An 18,775-nucleotide genomic window follows, 5' to 3' on the forward strand; every position below is an offset into this window, starting at 1 on the left:
GCCAGCACCTTGCAGAAGGAGCAACCGATGCCACCGTCCCCCAGCACCGCACGCCCCGAACCCGTCGACTACGTGATCGTGGGAGGCGGCACCGCCGGCTCGGTCATAGCCTCCCGCCTCACCGAGGACCCCGATGTCACCGTCACCGTCATCGAGGGCGGCCCCACCGACATCGACCGCGAGGACGTCCTCACCCTCCGCCGCTGGCTCGGCCTCCTTGGCGGCGACCTCGACTACGACTACCCCACCACCGAACAGCCCCGCGGCAACTCCCACATCCGGCACAGCCGCGCCCGCGTCCTCGGCGGCTGCTCCTCGCACAACACACTGATCAGCTTCAAGCCGCTGCCCGGGGACTGGGACGAATGGGCCGAGGCCGGCGCCGACGGCTGGGACGCCGCCGCGATGGACCCCTACTTCGCCCGGCTGCGCAACAACATCGTGCCCGTCGACGAGAAGGACCGGAACGCCATCGCCCGCGACTTCGTCGACGCCGCCCAGGCGGCGGCCGACGTCCCGCGCGTGGACGGCTTCAACAAGAAGCCCTTCCACGAGGGCGCCGGCTTCTTCGACCTGGCCTACCACCCGGAGAACAACAAGCGCTCCTCCGCGTCCGTCGCCTACCTCCACCCGCACATCGAGGCCGGCGACCGCCCCAACCTCTCGATCCTGCTGGAGACATGGGCGTACCGCCTGGAGTTCGACGGCAACCGGGCCACCGGGGTGCACGTACGCACCAAGGACGGCGAGGAGATGCTGCTGCGCGCCGCCCGTGAAGTCATCGTCTGCGCGGGCGCGGTGGACACGCCCCGGCTGCTGATGCACTCCGGAATCGGCCCGGCGAAGGACCTCGCCGAGCTCGGAATCCCGGTCCTCCACGACGCACCGGGCGTCGGCGAGAACCTGCTCGACCACCCCGAGTCGGTCATCGTCTGGGAGACCGACGGGCCCATCCCGGAGAACTCCGCCATGGACTCCGACGCGGGCCTCTTCGTACGGCGCGACCCCGGATCCCGGGGCCCCGACCTGATGTTCCACTTCTACCAGATCCCCTTCACCGACAATCCGGAGCGCCTCGGCTACGAGAAGCCCGAGCACGGCGTGTCGATGACCCCGAACATCCCCAAGCCGCGCAGCCGCGGCCGCCTCTACCTCACGAGCGCCGATCCCGAGGTCAAGCCGGCCCTGGACTTCCGTTACTTCACCGACGAGGACGACTACGACGGCCGCACCCTGGTCGACGGCATCAAGCTCGCCCGCGCGATAGCGAAGACCGAACCGCTGGCCCACTGGCTCAAGCGCGAGGTGTGCCCGGGGCCCGAGGTCACGTCCGACGAGGACATCAGCGAGTACGCCCGCAAGGTCGCGCACACCGTCTACCACCCGGCCGGCACCTGCCGGATCGGAGCCGAGGGCGACCCGGCGGCAGTCGTCGACCCCCAGCTGCGGATCCAGGGCCTCGAGGGCATCCGGATCGCCGACGCGTCCGTCTTCCCGACCATGCCCGCGGTGAACCCCATGATCGGCGTCCTGATGGTGGGCGAGAAGTGCGCCGAACTGCTCCGAGCGACCCCGACCGACGGAGGCGATGTCCGATGACCGAAGCCAGCACTCCTGTGTTCAGTGTCAAGGACCTCTGGAAGGTCTTCGGCCCCAAGGCCGACCGCATCCCCGGCAGCGAGTACGCCGCTCTGCCCCCCGCCGAACTGCGCGAGCGCACCGGCTGCACCGCCGCTGTGCGTGACGTCTCCTTCGACGTCCAGAAGGGCGAAGTCTTCGTCGTCATGGGCCTGTCGGGCTCCGGCAAGTCCACCCTCGTACGCTGTCTGACCCGGCTCATCGAGCCCACCAGCGGCACCCTCGCCATCGACGGCGAGGACGTCCTGGCCATGGACACCGCCCGGCTGCGTGAACTGCGCCGCCACCGCGCCGCGATGGTCTTCCAGCACTTCGGGCTGCTGCCGCACCGAACCGTCCTCGACAACGTCGCCTACGGCCTGGAGATCCAGGGCCTCGGCAAGGCCGAACGCCGGGCCAAGGCCGCCGAACTGGTGGAGAAGGTAGGCCTCGCCGGTCTCGAGGACCGCCGCCCCGCCCAGCTCTCCGGCGGTCAGCAGCAGCGCGTCGGCCTCGCCCGCGCACTCGCCGTCGACCCGTCCGTCCTCCTCTTCGACGAACCGTTCAGCGCGCTCGACCCGCTGATCCGGCGCGAGATGCAGGACGAGGTCGTCCGGCTGCACCGCGAGGAGGGCCGCACGATGGTCTTCATCACCCACGACCTCAGCGAGGCGCTCCGGCTGGGGACCCGCATCGCGCTGATGCGTGACGGCGGCATCGTCCAGCTCGGCACCCCCGAGGAGATCGTCGGCTCGCCCGCCGACGACTACGTACGCGAGTTCGTCCGGGACGTCCCCCGCGAACAGGTACTCACCGTCGCCACAGCCATGCGCCCGCCGACCCCCGGCGAGGGCGACAACGGCCCCGCCGTCCGGCCCGGCGCCACCGTCTCCGAGGCCATCGAGGCCGTCGCCCGCTCCGGCGACCCGGTCGCGCGGGTGATGGAGGGCGGCAAGCTGCTCGGTGTCGTCGACCACGCGTGCCTGCTCGACGTAGTCGCGGGTTCGGAGCCCCGCGAGGTGGCAGTCTGATGGCCACCGCCCAAGCCACCGCCCGTACCGCGTCCGGACCCCCGGGTACCGGCCCCCTCGCCGCCCTGCGCGCCCGGCCGGCTCTCGGAAAGATCCTTCTGCTGTTGGTGATCGCCGCCGTCGCCGTACCCTTCGCGCACGCCCGCTGGGGCGGCGGGGTCTGGCCCGGCGCCCTCACCGTCGACCTGAGCGGACCGCTCGGCGATGTCAACGACTGGATCATCGGCAACCGCGACAGCCACCCGCTGTTCCTCTACTTCTTCGGCCACATCAGCAACGCCGTCGTCCTGTCGGTGCGCGGGGTCTACCTGGCGCTGCTCGCCCTCGGCTGGGCCGGTGTCACCGCCGTCGCCGCGCTCGTCGCCTGGCGTACGGCGGGATGGCGCCTCGCGCTGACCGCCGGGCTCTCCTTCCTCGTCTGCGGGCTGCTCGGCATGTGGGTGCCGACCATGCAGACCCTCGCCCTGATGACCGTCGCGGTCCTCACCTCCGTGGTGCTGGGACTGCTCCTCGGACTCGCCGCCGGCCTCTCGGACCGTACGTTCCGTGTCCTGCGCCCCGTCCTGGACACCATGCAGGTGTTGCCCGCCTTCGCCTATCTGCTTCCCGTCGTGCTGGTCTTCGGCATCGGCGTGCCGGGCGCGGTCCTCGCGACCGTCGTCTACGCGGCTCCGCCGATGGCCCGGCTCACCGCACTCGGACTGCGCGGCGCCGACGCGGGCGTCATGGAGGCCGTCGCCTCGCTCGGCGCGACCGGCAGGCAGCGCCTGCTCAGCGCGCGGCTGCCGCTGGCCCGCAAGGAACTGCTCCTGGGCCTCAACCAGACCATCATGATGGCGCTGTCCATGGCCGTCATCGCCTCCGTGATCGGCGCCGGCGGTCTCGGCGACCGCGTCTACCAGGCGCTCTCCTCCGTCGACGTCGGCGCCGCGCTCGCCGCGGGCATCCCCATCGTGCTGCTGGCCGTCGTGCTGGACCGCACCACCGAGGCGGCCGGCCGGAAGATCGGTACGGAACCCACCGGTCCCCAGGCACTGCGTGGGGTACGCGGCTGGGGGCTCGCCGCCCTGATCGCCGCTGCCGTAGCCCTCGTGGGCCGCTTCACCGGAGGCCGCATCTGGCCCGAGGGCGGCATCGTCGCCATCGCGCAACCGGTCAACGCGGCCAAGGACTGGATGGTCGACCACCTCTACACCGGCATCCCCGTCATCGGAGGAACAGCCGACTGGGCGGCGCACTTCACCAACTGGATCCTCAACCCGCTCCGCAGCGGACTGCAGGGCCTGCCCTGGTGGGGCGTGCTGCTGATCGTCGCCGCCCTCGCCTGGACCATCGGCACCTGGCGGACCGCGCTCACCGCCGTGCTGGCCATGGCCGCCATCGGTGTCCTCGGCGTATGGGACCTGTCGATGGACACGCTCAGCCAGGTCATCGCCGCCGTCGCCGTCACCCTGGTCCTGGGCTTCGGCATCGCCGTCGGCGCCGCGCGCAGCAGGCGCCTCGAACGTCTGCTGCGCCCCGTCCTGGACGTCTTCCAGACGATGCCGCAGTTCGTCTACCTCATCCCGGTCGTCGCCCTCTTCGGCGTCGGCCGCGCCCCCGCCGCCGCGGCGGCGGTCGTCTACGCGCTCCCCGCCGTGGTCCGCATCACCACCCAGGGACTGCGGGGCGTCGACCCCGCCGCGATGGAGTGCGCCCGCTCGCTCGGCGCCACCAGCGGCCAGCAGCTGCGCCAGGTCCAGATCCCCCTGGCCAGGCCCGCACTGCTGCTGGCCGTCAACCAGGGCGTCGTCCTGGTCCTCGCGGTCGTCATCATCGGCGGTCTCGTCGGCTCTGGCGCACTCGGTTACGAGGTCGTGTTCGGCCTCGCCCAGGGCGACCTGGCCACCGGCCTCGTCGCGGGCGCCGCCATCGTCTGCCTGGGGCTGATGCTGGACCGTGTCACCCAGCCCACCGCCCGCCGCCAGCGGAAGGAGAGCTGAGATGGCTCGCACCCGTACCCGCTCCCGCCTCCGCACGTCCGCGATCGTCGCCTCGGCCGGCGCGCTGCTGGCCGTCACCGGCTGCGGAGCGGCGGACATGACCAAGCAGGCCTCGCCGTTCGCTGCGCCCGCGGACATCAAGACCGTCACCCTCTCCGTCCAGTCCTGGGTCGGCGCACAGGCCAACGTCGCCGTCGCGCAGAAGATCCTCGAGGACAAGCTCGGCTACCGCGTCGACCTCGTCCAGACCGACGAGGTGCCCGCCTGGGACGCCCTCAGCCAGGGCCGGGTGGACGCCATCCTGGAGGACTGGGGCCACCCCGACCAGGAGCAGCTGTACGTCAAGGACAAGAAGACCATCGTGTCCGGCGGCGACCTCGGAGTCACGGGCCACATCGGCTGGTACGTCCCCAAGTACTGGGCGGACGAGCACCCTGACGTCACGAACTGGAAGAACCTCGACAAGTACGCCGACGAGCTGCGCACCGCGGAGAGCGGTGACAAGGGCCAGCTGATGGACGGTTCGCCGTCCTACGTCACCAACGACAAGGCGCTGGTGAAGAACCTCGGCCTGGACTACAAGGTCGTCTTCGCCGGCTCCGAGGCCGCGCAGATCACCCAGATGCAGCAGTTCGCCAAGGAGAAGAAGCCCTTCCTCAGCTACTGGTACCAGCCGCAGTGGCTGTTCAACGAGGTGCCGATGGTCGAGGTGAAGCTCCCCGCGTACTCCGACGCCTGCGCGGCCAAGGACCCGGCGGACATCGACTGCGCGTACCCGACGACCCCGCTCCAGAAGTACCTCAACGCGGACTTCTCGAAGCGGGGCGGGGAAGCCGCCGCCTTCCTGAAGAAGTTCACGTGGTCGGAGAAGGACCAGAACGAGGTCTCCGAGCTGATCGCCTCCGAACGCCTGACACCCGACGAGGCGGCAACCCGCTGGATCGAGAAGCACCCGGACACCTGGAAGAAGTGGCTGGACCGGTGACCTGAGCCCAGGACTCCTTCCGGCCCCGTCAGCCGCCGCGACACCCTCCGCGGCGGCTGACGCGCGTCCGGGGACCTCGGCCTAGCTATTCACTCAGTACATGTACTGAGGATATAGTCCGCACATGAGTACCCGTCACGTCCTCCTGGGCCTGCTCGCGGCCGGGCCCTGCCACGGCTACGACCTGAAGCGGCAGTACGACGCCCGCTTCCCGCAGGCCCGCCCGCTCGCGTACGGGCAGGTCTACACGACGCTGCAACGCCTGGTACGTGACGGCCTGGCCGCGGTCGACGGCACCGATTCCGACGGCGGCCCGGAACGCACCCTCTACCGGTCCACCGGTGAGGGAGCACGTGAACTGGAGCGCTGGGCCGAGGAGATCACCGCCCCCGCGCCCTTCGTGACGAATGAGATCTTCGCGAAGGTCGTGGTCTCGATCCTCGTCGCGGCGGTCCCCGCGCAGCCGGGCCAGGACGGACGGAAGCCCGACGCCGCAGCGCATCTGAGGGCCCAGCGCGCCGCCCACATGGAGCGCATGCGTGAGCTCACCGCACTCAAGACCGCGCCGGGCGCCGATCTCAGCACGGTGCTCTCGGCCGACTACGCCCTTGTCCATCTCGACGCCGACGTGCGGTGGATGACCACCACCGCGGCCCGCATCGACACATTGACCGCGGAGGTCAACGGAACATGAACACGAACGCACGTGACGAACAGCCCTTATCGAGGACGGGCGTGCTGATCTCGGCGCGCGGTCTGCGGAAGTCGTACGGGAAGACGGAGGCGCTGCGGGGCGCCTCCCTCGACCTCCACGAGGGCGAGATCCTGGCAGTCACCGGCACGAGCGGCAGCGGGAAGTCCACTCTGCTGCACTGCCTCGCCGGGATCGTCCGCCCCGACGAAGGGGTCGTCGACTACGGGGGCGAACAGCTCGACCGGTCGTCCGAGGCGCGGCTCGGTGAACTGCGGCGCCGCGACTTCGGGGTGGTGTTCCAGTTCGGGCAGCTGATCCCCGAGCTCACCGCGCTCGACAACGTGGCGCTGCCGCTGCTGCTCGCGGGGACACGCCGCGGCCCGGCGCGTCAGAAGGCAGGGGAGTGGCTGGAGCGATTCGGCGTGCGGGGGCAGGCCGACCTGCGTCCCGGCGAAATGAGCGGCGGGCAGAGCCAACGGGTCGCACTGGCACGCGCCTTGGTCACCGCACCCAGGGTGGCCTTCGCGGACGAGCCGACCGGGGCTCTCGACTCGCTCGCCGGGGAACAGGTGATGACCGCGCTGGTGCACACCGCGAGGGAGGCGGGTACGGCAGTGCTGCTGATCACCCACGACGCCCAGATCGCGGCCTACTCGGACCGCGAGGTGTGGTTGCGGGACGGGGCCGTCCACTCCGGCGCGGCCGATGTCCTCGCTCGGGAGGCTGCTCGCCGTGAAGGATGACATCCGTATCGCATGGATCCTCGCGCGCGGCTCGGAGCGCCGCGAGTGGTGGAGGATCTCGCTCACCCTTCTGGGCGCCCTGACGGCCACGGGCTTCGCCCTGGCGGCGGCGACGATCGCCGCCGTGCAGGGGCAGGTCTCGATCCCGTACGCCCATGGGCTGTTCGACCAGCCCGGTCAGCGCGCAGGGGTGGTGTTCGCGCTCGTGCTTCTGCTGGCCCCGGTGCTCGGCTTCCTCGGGCAGTGCTCGCGCGTCGGCGCCGTGCACCGTCATCGGCGGATGGCCGGGATGCGGCTCGCCGGGGCAACCCCAGCACAGGTGCGGAGGATCGCCGCGGCGGAATCCGCGTTCGTATGTCTGGCGGGCTCCATGGCCGGGTTCGCCGCCTTCGCCGTGCTCCTCGCCGTAGCGGGCCACACCCCGCCTCCGGTGGCGTGGGCGGGCTTCGTGGTGGTTGTCCTCGCCGTTCCGGTGGTCGCCGCGCTGGTAAGCGTCTTCGCGCTGCGTCACGTGGTCGCTTCGCCCCTCGACCATGTGCGCAGGACGGGCCCGGACCGGGGGCGCCGGGCGGCCCTCGCCTCCCTGCTCGCGGTCGGGCTGTTCGCGGCGGCGGCACTCCTGCATCTGTCCTCGGCCGGCCGGGGCGTGAAGCCGTTCGTGCTGCTGGTTCTCGGCCTGGTGCTCCTCACCGGGGCGGGCGCGATCTGGGTGACCGGAGCGTTCGCAGCATTCATGGGCCGCAGGCTCACCCTCCGTGCGAAGAGCCCGGCGGTGCTCATCGCCGCGAGCCGCCTCGCCCACGACCCGTGGGCGGCCGCGCGCACCCACGCCGCGCTGCTGCTGGTCACGGTCGTCGGCGTGGGCTTCGTGGGGGTCCGCGGGGTGCTGCTGGAGGCGCTGGGGGAGGTCGGCTACCAGCCGAGGAACCTGGCCTTCTACACCACCGGCATCGACCTCGCCGGCGCGGCCGTCCTGGTCGCCCTGGCGATCAGCCTCTGCGGCCTCGCCGTGGGCACCGCCGAGTCGCTGGCCACCCGCCGCAGGGGCCTGGCGGCACAGGCCGCCGCCGGGGTGCCCCACGGGGTCCTGGCCCGAGCGGCGCTCCTGGAGACCGCGCTCCCTCTGGCGCCCGCGCTTCTGCTCGCGGGCACCGGGGGGACGGTGGTGTATCTGTCGTACGCCATGCTCGTGGGCGGGCCCGTTCCTCTGCTCCCGCTCCTTGTCCCTGTGGCGGTCTACGCGGCCTGCCTGCTGGCCGCGGCGACATCTCTGCCGCTCCTGCGGCGCGTGTCGCATCCGGCCGAACTCCGGTTCACGTAGCGGCTTTGGAGAGATCCGCCCCGCCGCCCGCTCGCGCCGCCACCACCAGCGTCGCGGCGACCAGCGCGGCGGCCAGGAGGCCGGTGGCGAGGACCGGGACATGGGTGAACGTCATGGCCAGCACGGCGAGGGCGGCCACCGGGTGGATGAGGTCGTTCCGGCTGCGGAGCTCCTCCGCCCGGTGGTGCAGCAGCCACACCAGGGTGACGAAGACGGCCACGGGGATGGTGAACGTGGCCGCGGCGGCGTGGTCGGAGAGGTGGCCGTGACCGGTGGAGTGGGCGACGTTGACCGCCAGTCCGGCGCCGACCGCGGCAGCCGAGGCGAAGACGAGGTAGTGGCCGTAGCCCCACAGGAGCGCCGCCTTGAGGCCGGTGAGCCGTCGCGGGGCGTTCTGCGAGAAGTAGAGCCACCACAGGGCGAACACGGTGAGTACGCCTCCGACGACGAGGGTCGCGATGTCGCCGAGCGCGGTCTCCTCGTCGAGGGCCGTACGGACGGCCGCGGTGGCTGCCGTCATGGTCTCGCCGAGGACGATGAGCGTGAACAGGCCGTACCGCTCGGCGATGTGGTGAGGGTGCCAGGTGGTCATGGCCGCGCTCTCGGCCCAGACGGGGACGGCGATCTCGGCCAGGACCAGGACGGCGAACGTCGGCAGACCCCAGTCCTCCGGCAGGGCCAGGCGGGCGACCCAGCCGACCTGCACGATCAGGATGCCGATCGCGTAACGCAGGCAGGAGCGCCGCCTTTCGGGGTCGGAGCGGGCGGCGCGCAGCCATTGGGTGACCATGGCCAGCCGCATGATCACGTAACCCCAGGTGATGACGGTGAAGTCCTCGTGCTGGAGGGCCTCGGCCGCACCGGCGGCCATGACGAGGGCACCGGCGATCTGGACCAGCGTCAGCAGCCGGTACGGGACGTCGTCGGTGTCGTACGCGGAGGCGAACCAGGTGAAGTTCATCCACGCCCACCAGATGGCGAAGAACACCATGGCGTAGCCGAGGACCCCGTGTCCGATGTGGCCTTCGGCGAGTTCGTGCTCGAAGGCGGCCGCCGCCTGGGCGACCGCGGCGACGAAGCACAGGTCGAAGAAGAGCTCGAGCATGGTCGCCGAGCGGTGTTCCTCCCCGGTGTGGCGGGCGGTCATCGGCCGGATCCATGCGCCGAAGGGGGAGTGTGACTGACTCATGCGTACCCGGTTTCAGCGGTGGGAGGGGCAGTGCGGGCCGCGCCCGGAACGATCGGCTCCGCGGTCAACGGTCACGTTACGAGCCGTCCGCAGAAGCACGCAACGCCGACAGGCGGTGCCGTGCGACCGGGGCCGATGACAGCTCAGCCGGTGGACAGGGCGCGCATGAGCCGGATCCGGCGATCTCAGCCGCGTTCTTCATCAGCTCGGTGTTCACCCACGCCACCGTGTGGGCACCTGTGTGCTCGGGGTCGTCCGCCCACCGGAGCGGGGCAACGGCGTCAAGCTCCGTGTCGTCGAGGCCCTCCAGTACGACCAGCCACTCCTTCCGGAGCTCACGCAGCCGGCTGATGGTTCTCCCGGCGTCACCGGGCCAGGCGACCTCGGCCCGGTCCTGTGGCTGCCGGCCCGGGCAGTGCGCGATCGTCGTACTCCCCCCGGCACCGCCCGAGTGTGTTTCGGGCCCGCACAGCCACCGGGTCCTGGTGCTCGATCAGAAGGACGTGATGACGATCCGTGCCACATCAGGGTCCTTCAGGGCGGCGTATCCGGCGTCGACCTCGTCGAGGGCGATCCGCCGGGAGACGAGGTCGTCGAGGTTCAGGCGCCCCCTCAGATAGAGGTCCGCGTAACGGGGGATGTCACGCCGGGGGTTCCCCGATCCCATGATCAGGCCCTGCATCCGCTTCTGTTGCAGCAGCAGCCGGGGGAGCGACAGCTTCAGGTCACCTCCGCCCGCCGCCAGGCCCACGACGTACACACCGCCGCCGAGGGCCGTCATGCGCAGCGCCAGTTCAGTCGTCGCTCCCGCGCCTACGATGTCGAAGGCGTGCTGCACGCCCCCGCCGGTCAGCTCGCGGACGGCCGCGACGGCGTCCGTGGTGGCTGAGTTGACGGCATCCGTGGCGCCGAAGGCGAGCGCACGCCGGAGTTTGCCGTCCTGCACGTCGACCGCGACGATGCGGGAGGCCCCGGCGATCCGCGCCGCGCCCACCGCGTTGAGTCCGACGCCCCCGGCGCCGATGACCGCAACGGTCTCGCCTGCCGCGACGCGCGCCCCGTTGAGGACCGACCCCGCGCCGGTCAGCACCCCGCACCCCAGGAGGGCGGCCTGGGCGAAGGGCAGCCGACGGGGTACGGCGGTCAGCTGGTTCTCGTGGACGAGGGCCCGCTCCGCGAAGCCGCCCAGCCCCATCCCCTGCGTGAGGGGACGGCCGGCGCGGCTGAGCCGCGGCCCCTCACGCAGGGGATCGCGCTGCGTCGCCCCGGGGCTGCCGCACTGGTACACCCTGCCGCCGAGGCATGCCGGGCAGTGGCCGCACCACTGGACCAGGCAGCCCACGACGTGGTCCCCGGCCACGAACGTCCCGGCGTCCGGGCCGACTGCGACGACGACACCGGCGAGCTCGTGCCCCAGGACGACGGGCGGAGGAAAGTCACCGAAGGCGTGGGTGGCGACGGTGAGGTCGGTGTGGCAGAGACCGGACGCCCTCACCTCCACCAGCACCTCGCGGCCCATGGGCTCGGCGATGTCGACGTCCTGGAGGGCGAATCCACTGCCCAGCGCGTCCACCACTGCGGCTCTCACGAATCAGCTCCGTCCCCATCGGCCGGGCACCTCGGCCCCGCGCTCAGACGCGGTCGAGGAAGAAGTAGTAGAAGGGGCCGTCCGGGCCGACGCCCTTGCGGTTCATCACGCCCATCAAGGTGCGGTCGTCGACCGCCTTGAAGTGGTCGAACACCGGTTGACCGTCGTAGACCATGGTTGCCGTCGGCTCACCCCGGAACTCGACCATCCACAGGCTCGCCTCCCCCTTGCCCAGTTCGGTGTCGCTGTAGAGCCGGCCGTCCTCCCCTCGCATCATGAGGGGCTTCGCGTCTCCGGCGGAGAGGAACGTCTTGCCGTACCAACCGGCTTTCTGCAGCATCCCGTTGAGCGGATGTCCGGTCTCGAACTCGCCGCCCTTCCACTCGCCGAGGATCTCCTCGACACGGACAGCCGGCAATGCGGCCCAGACGGCGTCGAGTTCCTCGGCCGGGACGGCGGAGTCCTTGGCGCGCAGGGCGGCGAACAGGGTCCGGGCCTCGTCGATGTCCATGGCTTCCCTCCTGTCGTTGTGAAACAAGAATCCGTAGTATGTATCAGTGTTACGTCCTGGGCCAGAGGGCGGGCGGAACGGCTCGGTCACCGCTTCGACCGCGTGCCGTCACCCCGCAGCCGCCGTACCGTGGGAGGCGGGCAGTGTTCCACGGATACGGGAGCCGACATGGCCGGAGAGATCTCGTTCTTCGAACTGGGCGTCGCCGAACCCGAGCGGGCCCGGACCTTCTACGCCGGGCTGTTCGGCTGGACGTTCGAGCCCGGGACGGCAGAAGGCGGCGGCTTCGCGATCAGCACGCCCGGTGCCCCCGGCGGTGTGCACGGAGGGGACCCCGGAGCAGGGCCGTACGTCTTCTTCCGGGTCGACGACATGCGGACGGCCGTCGCCCTCGTGCGCGAGCTCGGCGGCACGGTCACCGACGAGATCGATGTCGGCGGTGACGAGGAGACGATCGCACGCTTCGGCCGTTTCCAGCTGTGTCACGACGACCAGGGCTCTCCTTTCGGCCTTCACCAGCCACCGGCCGGCACCTGACGTACGACGAGGGGCCCACGTCCGTACCCGACGGCACGGACGTGGGCCCCGGGGCGCGAACCGGTCAACGCACGGGCGGGGCCGCTTTCTCCGCCCCCGGGCGCTCGAACTGTGTGCGGTGCAGCTCCTCGTACCGTCCTTCGGCGGCCAGCAGTTCCTCGTGAGTGCCCCGCTCGACGACCCGGCCGTCCTCGACGACCAGGATCAGATCCGCCGCCCGCACCGTCGACAGCCGGTGGGCGATGACCACGGCCGTTCGTCCCTCCAGGGCCTCGGCCAGTGCCTCCTGGACGGCCGCCTCCGAGGTGGAGTCCAGGTGCGCGGTCGCCTCGTCGAGGATCACGACCCGCTGACGGGCCAGCAGCAGCCGGGCGATGGTGAGCCGCTGGCGTTCGCCGCCGGAGAGGCGGTAGCCACGCTCGCCGACCACGGTGTCCAGTCCCTCGGGCAGCGACGCCACCAGGCCGTCCAGGCGGGAGCGGCGCAGCGCGTCCCAGATCTCCTCCTCGGTGGCCTCCGGCCGGGCGAGCAGCAGATTGGCGCGCACCGACTCGTGGAAGAGGTGCCCGTCCTGGGTGACCATGCCGAGCGTCTCCCGGATCGAATCGGCCGTCAGGTCGCGTACGTCCACCCCGTTCAGCCGCACGGCGCCCGCGTCGGCGTCGTACAGACGGGGGAGGAGCTGCGCGATCGTCGACTTCCCGGCTCCGGACGAGCCCACGAGCGCGATCATCCTGCCCGGCTCGGCCGTGAAGGAGACGTCGTGCAGCACCTGTGCGCCGCCCCCTGTGTCGAGTGTGGCGACCTCTTCGAGCGAGGCGAGGGACACCTTGTCGGCGGTGGGGTAGCCGAAGGAGACCCCGTCGAACTCCACGGAGACCGGCCCGTCCGGCACCCGGCGGGCATCGGGCTTCTCGGCGATCAGCGGCTTCAGGTCGAGGATCTCGAAGACCCGCTCGAAGCTGACGAGGGCGCTCATCACCTCGACCCGGGCCCCCGCCAGCGCCGTCAGTGGTGCGTAGAGCCGGGTGAGGAGCAGGGCCAGCGCGACGACCGCCCCGGGCTCCAGGCTGCCCCGCAGCGCGTAGTAGCCGCCGAGTCCGTAGACCAGCGCGAGGGCCAGCGCCGACACGAGGGTGAGCGCCGTGATGAAGGTGGACTGCAGCATCGCCGTACGGACACCGATGTCACGCACCCGGCCCGCGCGGGCGGCGAATTCGGCGGACTCGTCGGCGGGGCGCCCGAACAGCTTGATGAGCGTCGCGCCCGGTGCCGAGAATCGCTCGGTCATCTGGGTGCCCATGGTGGCGTTGTGGCCGGCGGCCTCCCGCTGGAGACCGGCCATGCGGGAACCCATCCGGCGGGCGGGCACGACGAACACCGGCAGCAGTACCAGGGCGAGCAGCGTGATCTGCCAGGAGATCGTGAGCATCACGGCCAGGGTCAGCAGCAGCGTGACGAGGTTGGAGACGACACCGGAAAGAGTGTTGCTGAACGCCCGCTGGGCGCCGATCACGTCGTTGTTGAGCCGGCTGACCAGCGCACCGGTCCTGGTGCGCGTGAAGAAGGCGACGGGCATCCGCTGGACGTGGTCGAAGACGGCGGTACGCAGATCGAGGATCAGCCCTTCGCCGAGGGTCGCCGACAGCCACCGGATGAGGAGCCCGAGCCCCGCCTCGACCACAGCGATCACGGCGATCAGCAGGGCGAGCCGGGTGACCGTCCCATCGTCCTTGCCCTGCACGATCGCGTTCACGACCCGCCCCGCCAGCACCGGGGTGGCCACCGCCAGCAGAGCGGTGACCACACTGACCAGCAGGAAGCGGAGGATCCTGCCCCGGTGCGGCCGGGCGAACGCCGCGATGCGGCGCAGCGTGGCCCTGGAGAAGGGTCTGCGGTCCTTCTCCGCGTTCAGCGTGCTGTGCAGCGAATGCCATGCGGTGACTTCCATGTCCATGCGGTGCCTCCGGAGTAGGTCGGTACGCACAGCACGCTAGGACCGCAAGTAAAGTTGAGGTCAAGCGTTCCCGGAGTGCTTCACCCGTCGGCGCGCTCAGCGTTCCCGTACGGTCGCCATGATCTCCCGGTCGGGCTGCAGCGTCAGCGTCGGCACGGGGTTGACGGTGCCCGGGTCCACCTCCAGCCGGAACCGGCGCGCCAGGACGGCGAGGATCAGCACCGCCTCGACCATCGCGAAGCGCGTACCGAGGCAGACCCGGGGGCCGCCGCCGAACGGATACCAGGCGTACTCCGGGATGTCGTCCCCGTCCTCCGCGTCCCAGCGCTCCGGGCGGAACGCCTCGGGCTCGGGGAACCACCGCTCGTCCCGGTGCGTGACCCACTGGCTGCTCCACACCCGCGTGCCCTCCGGCATCGGTATGCCCCCGATCCGGGCCCCCTCCTTGGCGATCCCGGTGACCAGCCAGATCGTCGGATACAGCCGAAGGGTCTCCTTCACCACGGCCTGGGCGTACGGCAGTTGTGCGTAGTCGTCGATGCCCGGCTCCCGGTCGCCGAGGACCCGGTCCAGCTCCTCGGTGAGCGCCGCCAGGGCGTGCGGGGTGCGGGAGAGGAGGTACCAGGCCCACACCAGCGTGGAACTGGTCGTCTCGTGACCACCGATGTAGAGCGTGACGGTCTCGTCGCGGATCTCCTGGTCGGAGAGGTGCGTCCCGCTCTCGTCCACCGCTGTGAGCAGCCTGCTCAGCAGGTCGGGGCGTTCCCCGTCCCCGTCGCGATGGCGGGCCACCACGCGTCCGACCTCCGCGTCGATCACCGCCGCGGCCTTCCTGATCCTGGCCCGCCCGGGTGTGGGCACCCAGTCGGGCAGGACGGCGCCGAGGCCGCTGAACTCCTTGCCGATCTCCTGCTGGGCGATGTCCATCGCGCGCCCCATCGACTCCGCGTCGGCCGGTGTGTCCACCCCGAAGATGGTGCGCACGGCGATCTTCTGCGTCAGGGCCGCCATCTCCCGCTTGATGTCCACGCGTTCACCGCCCGACCAGGTGCCGGCCAGCTCCACCGCGCACGCCGTCATCGTGGAGGCGTACGACTTCACCTGCTTGGGCCGCACCGAGGGCTGCACGAGCGACCGCTTGCGCCGCCAGTCGGTGCCGCGCGCGACGACGACGCCGTTGCCCATGACCGTTCGGAAGGCGATGCCCAACAGCGGCTGGTCGAAGGTGCGTTCCGTCTCGGTGAGCAGCTCCCCGATGCACTCGGGATCGGCGATGAAAACGCAGTCGTTGCCACCGAAGCGCCAGCGGACCATGTCCCCGTACCCTCGCAGCCGCTCGAAGAAGGCCAGGGGGTCCTTGCCGAACTGCGGCAGGCTTCCCAGCAGGGGGAGGCCCCTCGGCCCCTGAACGAGCCGGTGACCGCGCGGCTCGGCGTCGAGGGCCGCGCCGGTTTCCGTGGACATGAAGGACTCCGCTCACTTGGGGGCGCCGCCACGGCATCTGAGTGGCGAGCAAACAGCTGATGGGACGTCATCAAAGGTATGTGGCCTACGAGTTCAATTGAAGTCGGTGCGTCAGCCGACCGGAGGTGGCGGTGCCGTACTCCGCCGCACGACCAGTTCGGTCGGCAGTTCAATGCGTGCGTTCGTCGGAGCCTCTCCCTCGACGAGGCGTACGAGCAGCCGCAACCCGGCCGCTCCCATGGCGGAAAGTGGCTGGCGCACGGTCGTCAGGGCGGGGGAGGCCCACCGCGCCTCGGGCAGGTCGTCGAAGCCGACGACGCTGATGTCCTGGGGGACCCGCAGCCCGCGCTCCGCCACCGCCGCGTAGACGCCGAGCGCCATGGCGTCCGAGCACACGAAGACCGCGGTGGGCGGCACCGTCAGGTCGAGCAGTTCCAGCATCGCGCTGCGGGCACCGGACGCCGCGAAGTGTCCGTAACGTACGTACTCGGGCCTCCGCGGAATCCCCGCAGCGGCCAGGGCGGCGTGGTGGCCGGCGACGCGGGCGCTGCTGCACCGCTTGCGGCGGTAGCCGCCGATGACGGCGATCCGCTCGTGACCGAGGGCCAGCAGGTGCCCGGTCGCGGCCAGGCCGCCCCGTAGATTCTCCGCGCCCACGGTGTACACCCCCGGCGGGGGCTCCAGCACAGGGTCGATCATGACGAAGGGGATCCCGCGTTGATCAAGCCATGCGTACTGGGAGTCGGTCAGATCGGCCAGGTTGAACAGCACCCCGGAGGAGCCCCGGGTGCCGATACGGTCGAGGGTGCCCCGCTCCGGGCGGCCGGCGGCGGACCGTGTGAGCCCCGCCGACACCACTACGTCCCACCCCACCTCGTGCGCGGCGGCCTCGGCGCCGTGCAGCACCGCCCCCGACCAGGAACTGTCCAGGGAATGCACCATCAGGTCCACCAGGGCGGGACGGCGGCCTGCGTCGAAGCGGATGCGGCGTACGTAACCGAGACGGTCCAACGCCTCGGTCACCCTGCGGCGGGTGTCCGGTGCGACGTCCTCCCGGCCGTTGACCACCTTGGACGCGGTGGGCACGGACACGCAGGCCTCCCGGGCCACGACCGCGAGGGTGGGGCCGCTCGCGCTGCCACCGGTGATGCCGCCGGAGGGTCTCATCGCGGGTGCTCTCCGTCCTGCCCACGGCCCAGGACGGGCCGGACTCCGTCGAAAAGTTTCGCATCGGGCCGGGCTGCCACAGCGGCGTTGACCGGACCGAAACCGGTTTCTACATTAGGGCGGTCCCGCGCTGCGCGGAAGCCCGGCGGCGGCCGCGGTGCGGGGACGGCAGCCGGACGCCCGGTGGCCGGGACACATCGAGCGAGCGGAAGGCCCAGAGCGATGGCAGGGCATATACACAATCCGGTGCTGACCGGTTTCCACCCGGACCCCAGCATCGTGCTGGCCGGGGACCACTACTACCTCGCCACGTCCACCTTCGAATGGTTCCCCGGTGTCCCGGTGCACCGTTCGGCCGATCTCGTCGACTGGGAGCCGATCGGCCACATCCTGGACAGCCCCGACCTGCTCGATCTGCGCGGGGTGGCCGACTCCGCGGGAGTCTGGGCGCCCTCGCTCTCCTACCACGACGGCCAGTTCTGGCTGGTCCACAGCATCGTCCGCACCGTCGCCAGCCCCTACAAGGACGTCGACAACTACCTCATCACGGCACCGTCCATCCAGGGACCGTGGTCGGAGCCCGTCTACCTCAACTCCTCCGGCTTCGACGCCTCCCTCTTCCACGACGACGACGGCCGCAAGTGGCTGGTCAGCATGGAGTGGGACCACCGCGCGGGCCACAACTCCTTCGCCGGCATCGTGCTCCAGGAGTACGACCACACGGCGCGCGCCCTGACGGGCCGGGCCAGGACCGTCCTGCGGCAGGACACCCTCATCGAGGGGCCGAACCTCTACCGGCGCGACGGCTGGTACTACCTGATGCTCGCCGAGGGAGGCACCGGCTGGAACCACGGCATCCTGATGGCCCGCTCCCGGACATTGGCCGGGCCGTACGAAGTTGATCCGGCCGGCTCCCTGCTGACCACCCGGAACGATCCGGACCACCCGTTGCAGAAGGCCGGCCACGGGGAACTCGTCCGGACCCCGGAGGGGGAGTGGTACCTCGCCCACCTGGCGTCCAGGCCGGTGGCGACGCCCGAGGGGCCGCGCTGCACGCTGGGCCGGGAGACGTGCCTCCAGCGGGTCGTGTGGACCGAGGACGGCTGGCTGCGCCTGGCCCACGGAGGTCACCTGCCCCAGGTGGACGTCGTCGCGCCTTCGAGTGCCCGCCCCGGCCCCGCCCAGGCCCTGTCCGGCACCGACGACTTCGACGGCCCGGTTCTCGACACCCGGCGCTGGAGCACACTCCGGACCCCGGCCGACCCCTCCTGGCTCAGCCTCACGGAACGGCCGGGGTGGCTGCGGCTGCGTGGCGGCCGGAGCCCCCACTCCCGCTTCGGCCAGAGTCTCGTGGCCCAGCGCCTGCGCTCGGCCGACAGCATGGCCACAGTCGTCCTCGACTACGCGCCGGCCCACTTCTCCCAGTTCGCCGGCCTCATCTGCTGGTACGACACCAGTACCCACTACTACCTGCGCGTCACGCACGACGAAGACCGTGGCCGGGTCCTCGGAATCGTTCTCACCGACGACGGCGTCTACGAGGAACTCACCGAGAGCGAACTGGCCGTGGACGACTGGCCGGTGATGCATCTGCGGGCCCGGATCACCGGAGCGGCACTGCGCTTCTCCGCATCGCCAGACGGCAGGGACTGGCTGGACGTCGGCCCGGTACTGGACGCGAGCAGACTCTCCGACGACTACGGCAGCCTGCTGCGGTTCACCGGTGCGTTCGTCGGCCTGTGCGCCCATGACCTGTCGGGTACCGGAACCACCGCCGACTTCGACCGCTTCGAGCTCCGCAGCCTCTGACGCCCGGTCCGCGGCCACGAAGAGGGTGCTGCCGTGCAACAGGCGCAGGCCTCCTGGCCCGCGGCCCGCCCGGGCGCCCGGGTTGCACGGCCGCACCGTCCGGCACCACCCTCCCGCCGTGAGTCGCGTGCCGACCCAATCCTGCTCAGGTGTGAAACCGGTAGCTACCTGCCGTGGGCT

General features: G+C 71.1%; 16 protein-coding genes. 9 read left to right on the top strand and 7 right to left on the bottom strand.

Going from position 1 to position 18,775, the window contains the following annotated elements:
* The first annotated feature begins 27 nt into the window (after positions 1–27).
* From ACIQM3_RS23955 to ACIQM3_RS23985, 7 genes are all read left to right on the top strand, one after another.
* Positions 28–1,599, top strand: coding sequence for a GMC family oxidoreductase (locus ACIQM3_RS23955; protein WP_401627372.1), 1,572 nt, complete (start codon positions 28–30; stop codon positions 1,597–1,599).
* Positions 1,596–2,648: a glycine betaine/L-proline ABC transporter ATP-binding protein gene (locus ACIQM3_RS23960; RefSeq protein WP_401627373.1), complete on the top strand. Its 1,053-nt coding sequence runs from the start codon at positions 1,596–1,598 to the stop codon at positions 2,646–2,648. Before ACIQM3_RS23955 ends, ACIQM3_RS23960 begins: the two co-directional genes overlap by 4 nt.
* Positions 2,648–4,630 (top strand): ABC transporter permease, encoded by a 1,983-nt coding sequence (locus ACIQM3_RS23965; RefSeq protein ID WP_401627375.1) that lies wholly within the window; start codon positions 2,648–2,650, stop codon positions 4,628–4,630. Before ACIQM3_RS23960 ends, ACIQM3_RS23965 begins: the two co-directional genes overlap by 1 nt.
* Before the next feature lies 1 nt (position 4,631).
* Positions 4,632–5,615, top strand: coding sequence for an ABC transporter substrate-binding protein (locus ACIQM3_RS23970; RefSeq protein ID WP_401627377.1), 984 nt, complete (start codon positions 4,632–4,634; stop codon positions 5,613–5,615).
* 124 nt (positions 5,616–5,739) lie between these two features.
* On the top strand, positions 5,740–6,309 hold the full coding sequence (locus tag ACIQM3_RS23975) for a PadR family transcriptional regulator (protein WP_401627379.1): 570 nt from the start codon (positions 5,740–5,742) through the stop codon (positions 6,307–6,309).
* Positions 6,306–7,052, top strand: a complete 747-nt coding sequence (locus tag ACIQM3_RS23980; RefSeq protein ID WP_401627381.1) for an ABC transporter ATP-binding protein — start codon at positions 6,306–6,308, stop codon at positions 7,050–7,052. The genes ACIQM3_RS23975 and ACIQM3_RS23980 overlap by 4 nt, the downstream gene beginning before the upstream one ends.
* On the top strand, positions 7,042–8,373 hold the full coding sequence (locus ACIQM3_RS23985) for an FtsX-like permease family protein (RefSeq protein ID WP_401627383.1): 1,332 nt from the start codon (positions 7,042–7,044) through the stop codon (positions 8,371–8,373). Before ACIQM3_RS23980 ends, ACIQM3_RS23985 begins: the two co-directional genes overlap by 11 nt.
* Here the strand turns inward: ACIQM3_RS23985 and ACIQM3_RS23990 are convergent.
* The 4 genes from ACIQM3_RS23990 to ACIQM3_RS24005 form a co-directional block, all read right to left on the bottom strand.
* Positions 8,366–9,562: a low temperature requirement protein A gene (locus tag ACIQM3_RS23990; protein WP_401627384.1), complete on the bottom strand. Its 1,197-nt coding sequence runs from the start codon at positions 9,560–9,562 to the stop codon at positions 8,366–8,368. The genes ACIQM3_RS23985 and ACIQM3_RS23990 overlap by 8 nt on opposite strands.
* A 76-nt stretch (positions 9,563–9,638) precedes the next feature.
* Complete coding sequence (locus ACIQM3_RS23995) at positions 9,639–10,034, bottom strand: DinB family protein (RefSeq protein ID WP_401627452.1); 396 nt, start codon at positions 10,032–10,034, stop codon at positions 9,639–9,641.
* Between the two features lie 21 nt (positions 10,035–10,055).
* On the bottom strand, positions 10,056–11,150 hold the full coding sequence (locus ACIQM3_RS24000) for a zinc-binding dehydrogenase (RefSeq protein WP_401627385.1): 1,095 nt from the start codon (positions 11,148–11,150) through the stop codon (positions 10,056–10,058).
* 43 nt (positions 11,151–11,193) lie between these two features.
* Positions 11,194–11,661 carry a DUF4334 domain-containing protein gene (locus ACIQM3_RS24005; protein WP_401627387.1) on the bottom strand — a complete coding sequence of 156 codons (468 nt, stop codon included), beginning with the start codon at positions 11,659–11,661 and terminating at the stop codon, positions 11,194–11,196.
* Positions 11,662–11,829: 168 nt separating this feature from the next.
* Here ACIQM3_RS24005 and ACIQM3_RS24010 point away from each other — a divergent pair, with 168 nt between their 5' ends.
* Positions 11,830–12,198, top strand: a complete 369-nt coding sequence (locus ACIQM3_RS24010) for a VOC family protein (RefSeq protein WP_401627389.1) — start codon at positions 11,830–11,832, stop codon at positions 12,196–12,198.
* A gap of 64 nt (positions 12,199–12,262) precedes the next feature.
* Here ACIQM3_RS24010 and ACIQM3_RS24015 read toward each other — a convergent pair whose 3' ends face one another.
* The 3 genes from ACIQM3_RS24015 to ACIQM3_RS24025 form a co-directional block, all read right to left on the bottom strand.
* Positions 12,263–14,155: an ABC transporter ATP-binding protein gene (locus ACIQM3_RS24015; protein WP_401627390.1), complete on the bottom strand. Its 1,893-nt coding sequence runs from the start codon at positions 14,153–14,155 to the stop codon at positions 12,263–12,265.
* Positions 14,156–14,251: 96 nt separating this feature from the next.
* Positions 14,252–15,619: a cytochrome P450 gene (locus tag ACIQM3_RS24020; protein ID WP_401627392.1), complete on the bottom strand. Its 1,368-nt coding sequence runs from the start codon at positions 15,617–15,619 to the stop codon at positions 14,252–14,254.
* Between the two features lie 111 nt (positions 15,620–15,730).
* Entirely contained in the window at positions 15,731–16,786 is a 1,056-nt protein-coding gene (locus tag ACIQM3_RS24025; protein ID WP_401627394.1) for a LacI family DNA-binding transcriptional regulator, read from the bottom strand.
* 222 nt (positions 16,787–17,008) lie between these two features.
* On the opposite strand from ACIQM3_RS24025, the gene ACIQM3_RS24030 reads away from it, so the two are divergent.
* Entirely contained in the window at positions 17,009–18,595 is a 1,587-nt protein-coding gene (locus ACIQM3_RS24030) for a glycoside hydrolase family 43 protein (protein ID WP_401627396.1), read from the top strand.
* Positions 18,596–18,775 lie beyond the last annotated feature (180 nt).

This window comes from Streptomyces sp. NPDC091271, assembly GCF_044757505.1.
Classification (GTDB): Bacteria; Actinomycetota; Actinomycetes; order Streptomycetales; family Streptomycetaceae; genus Streptomyces.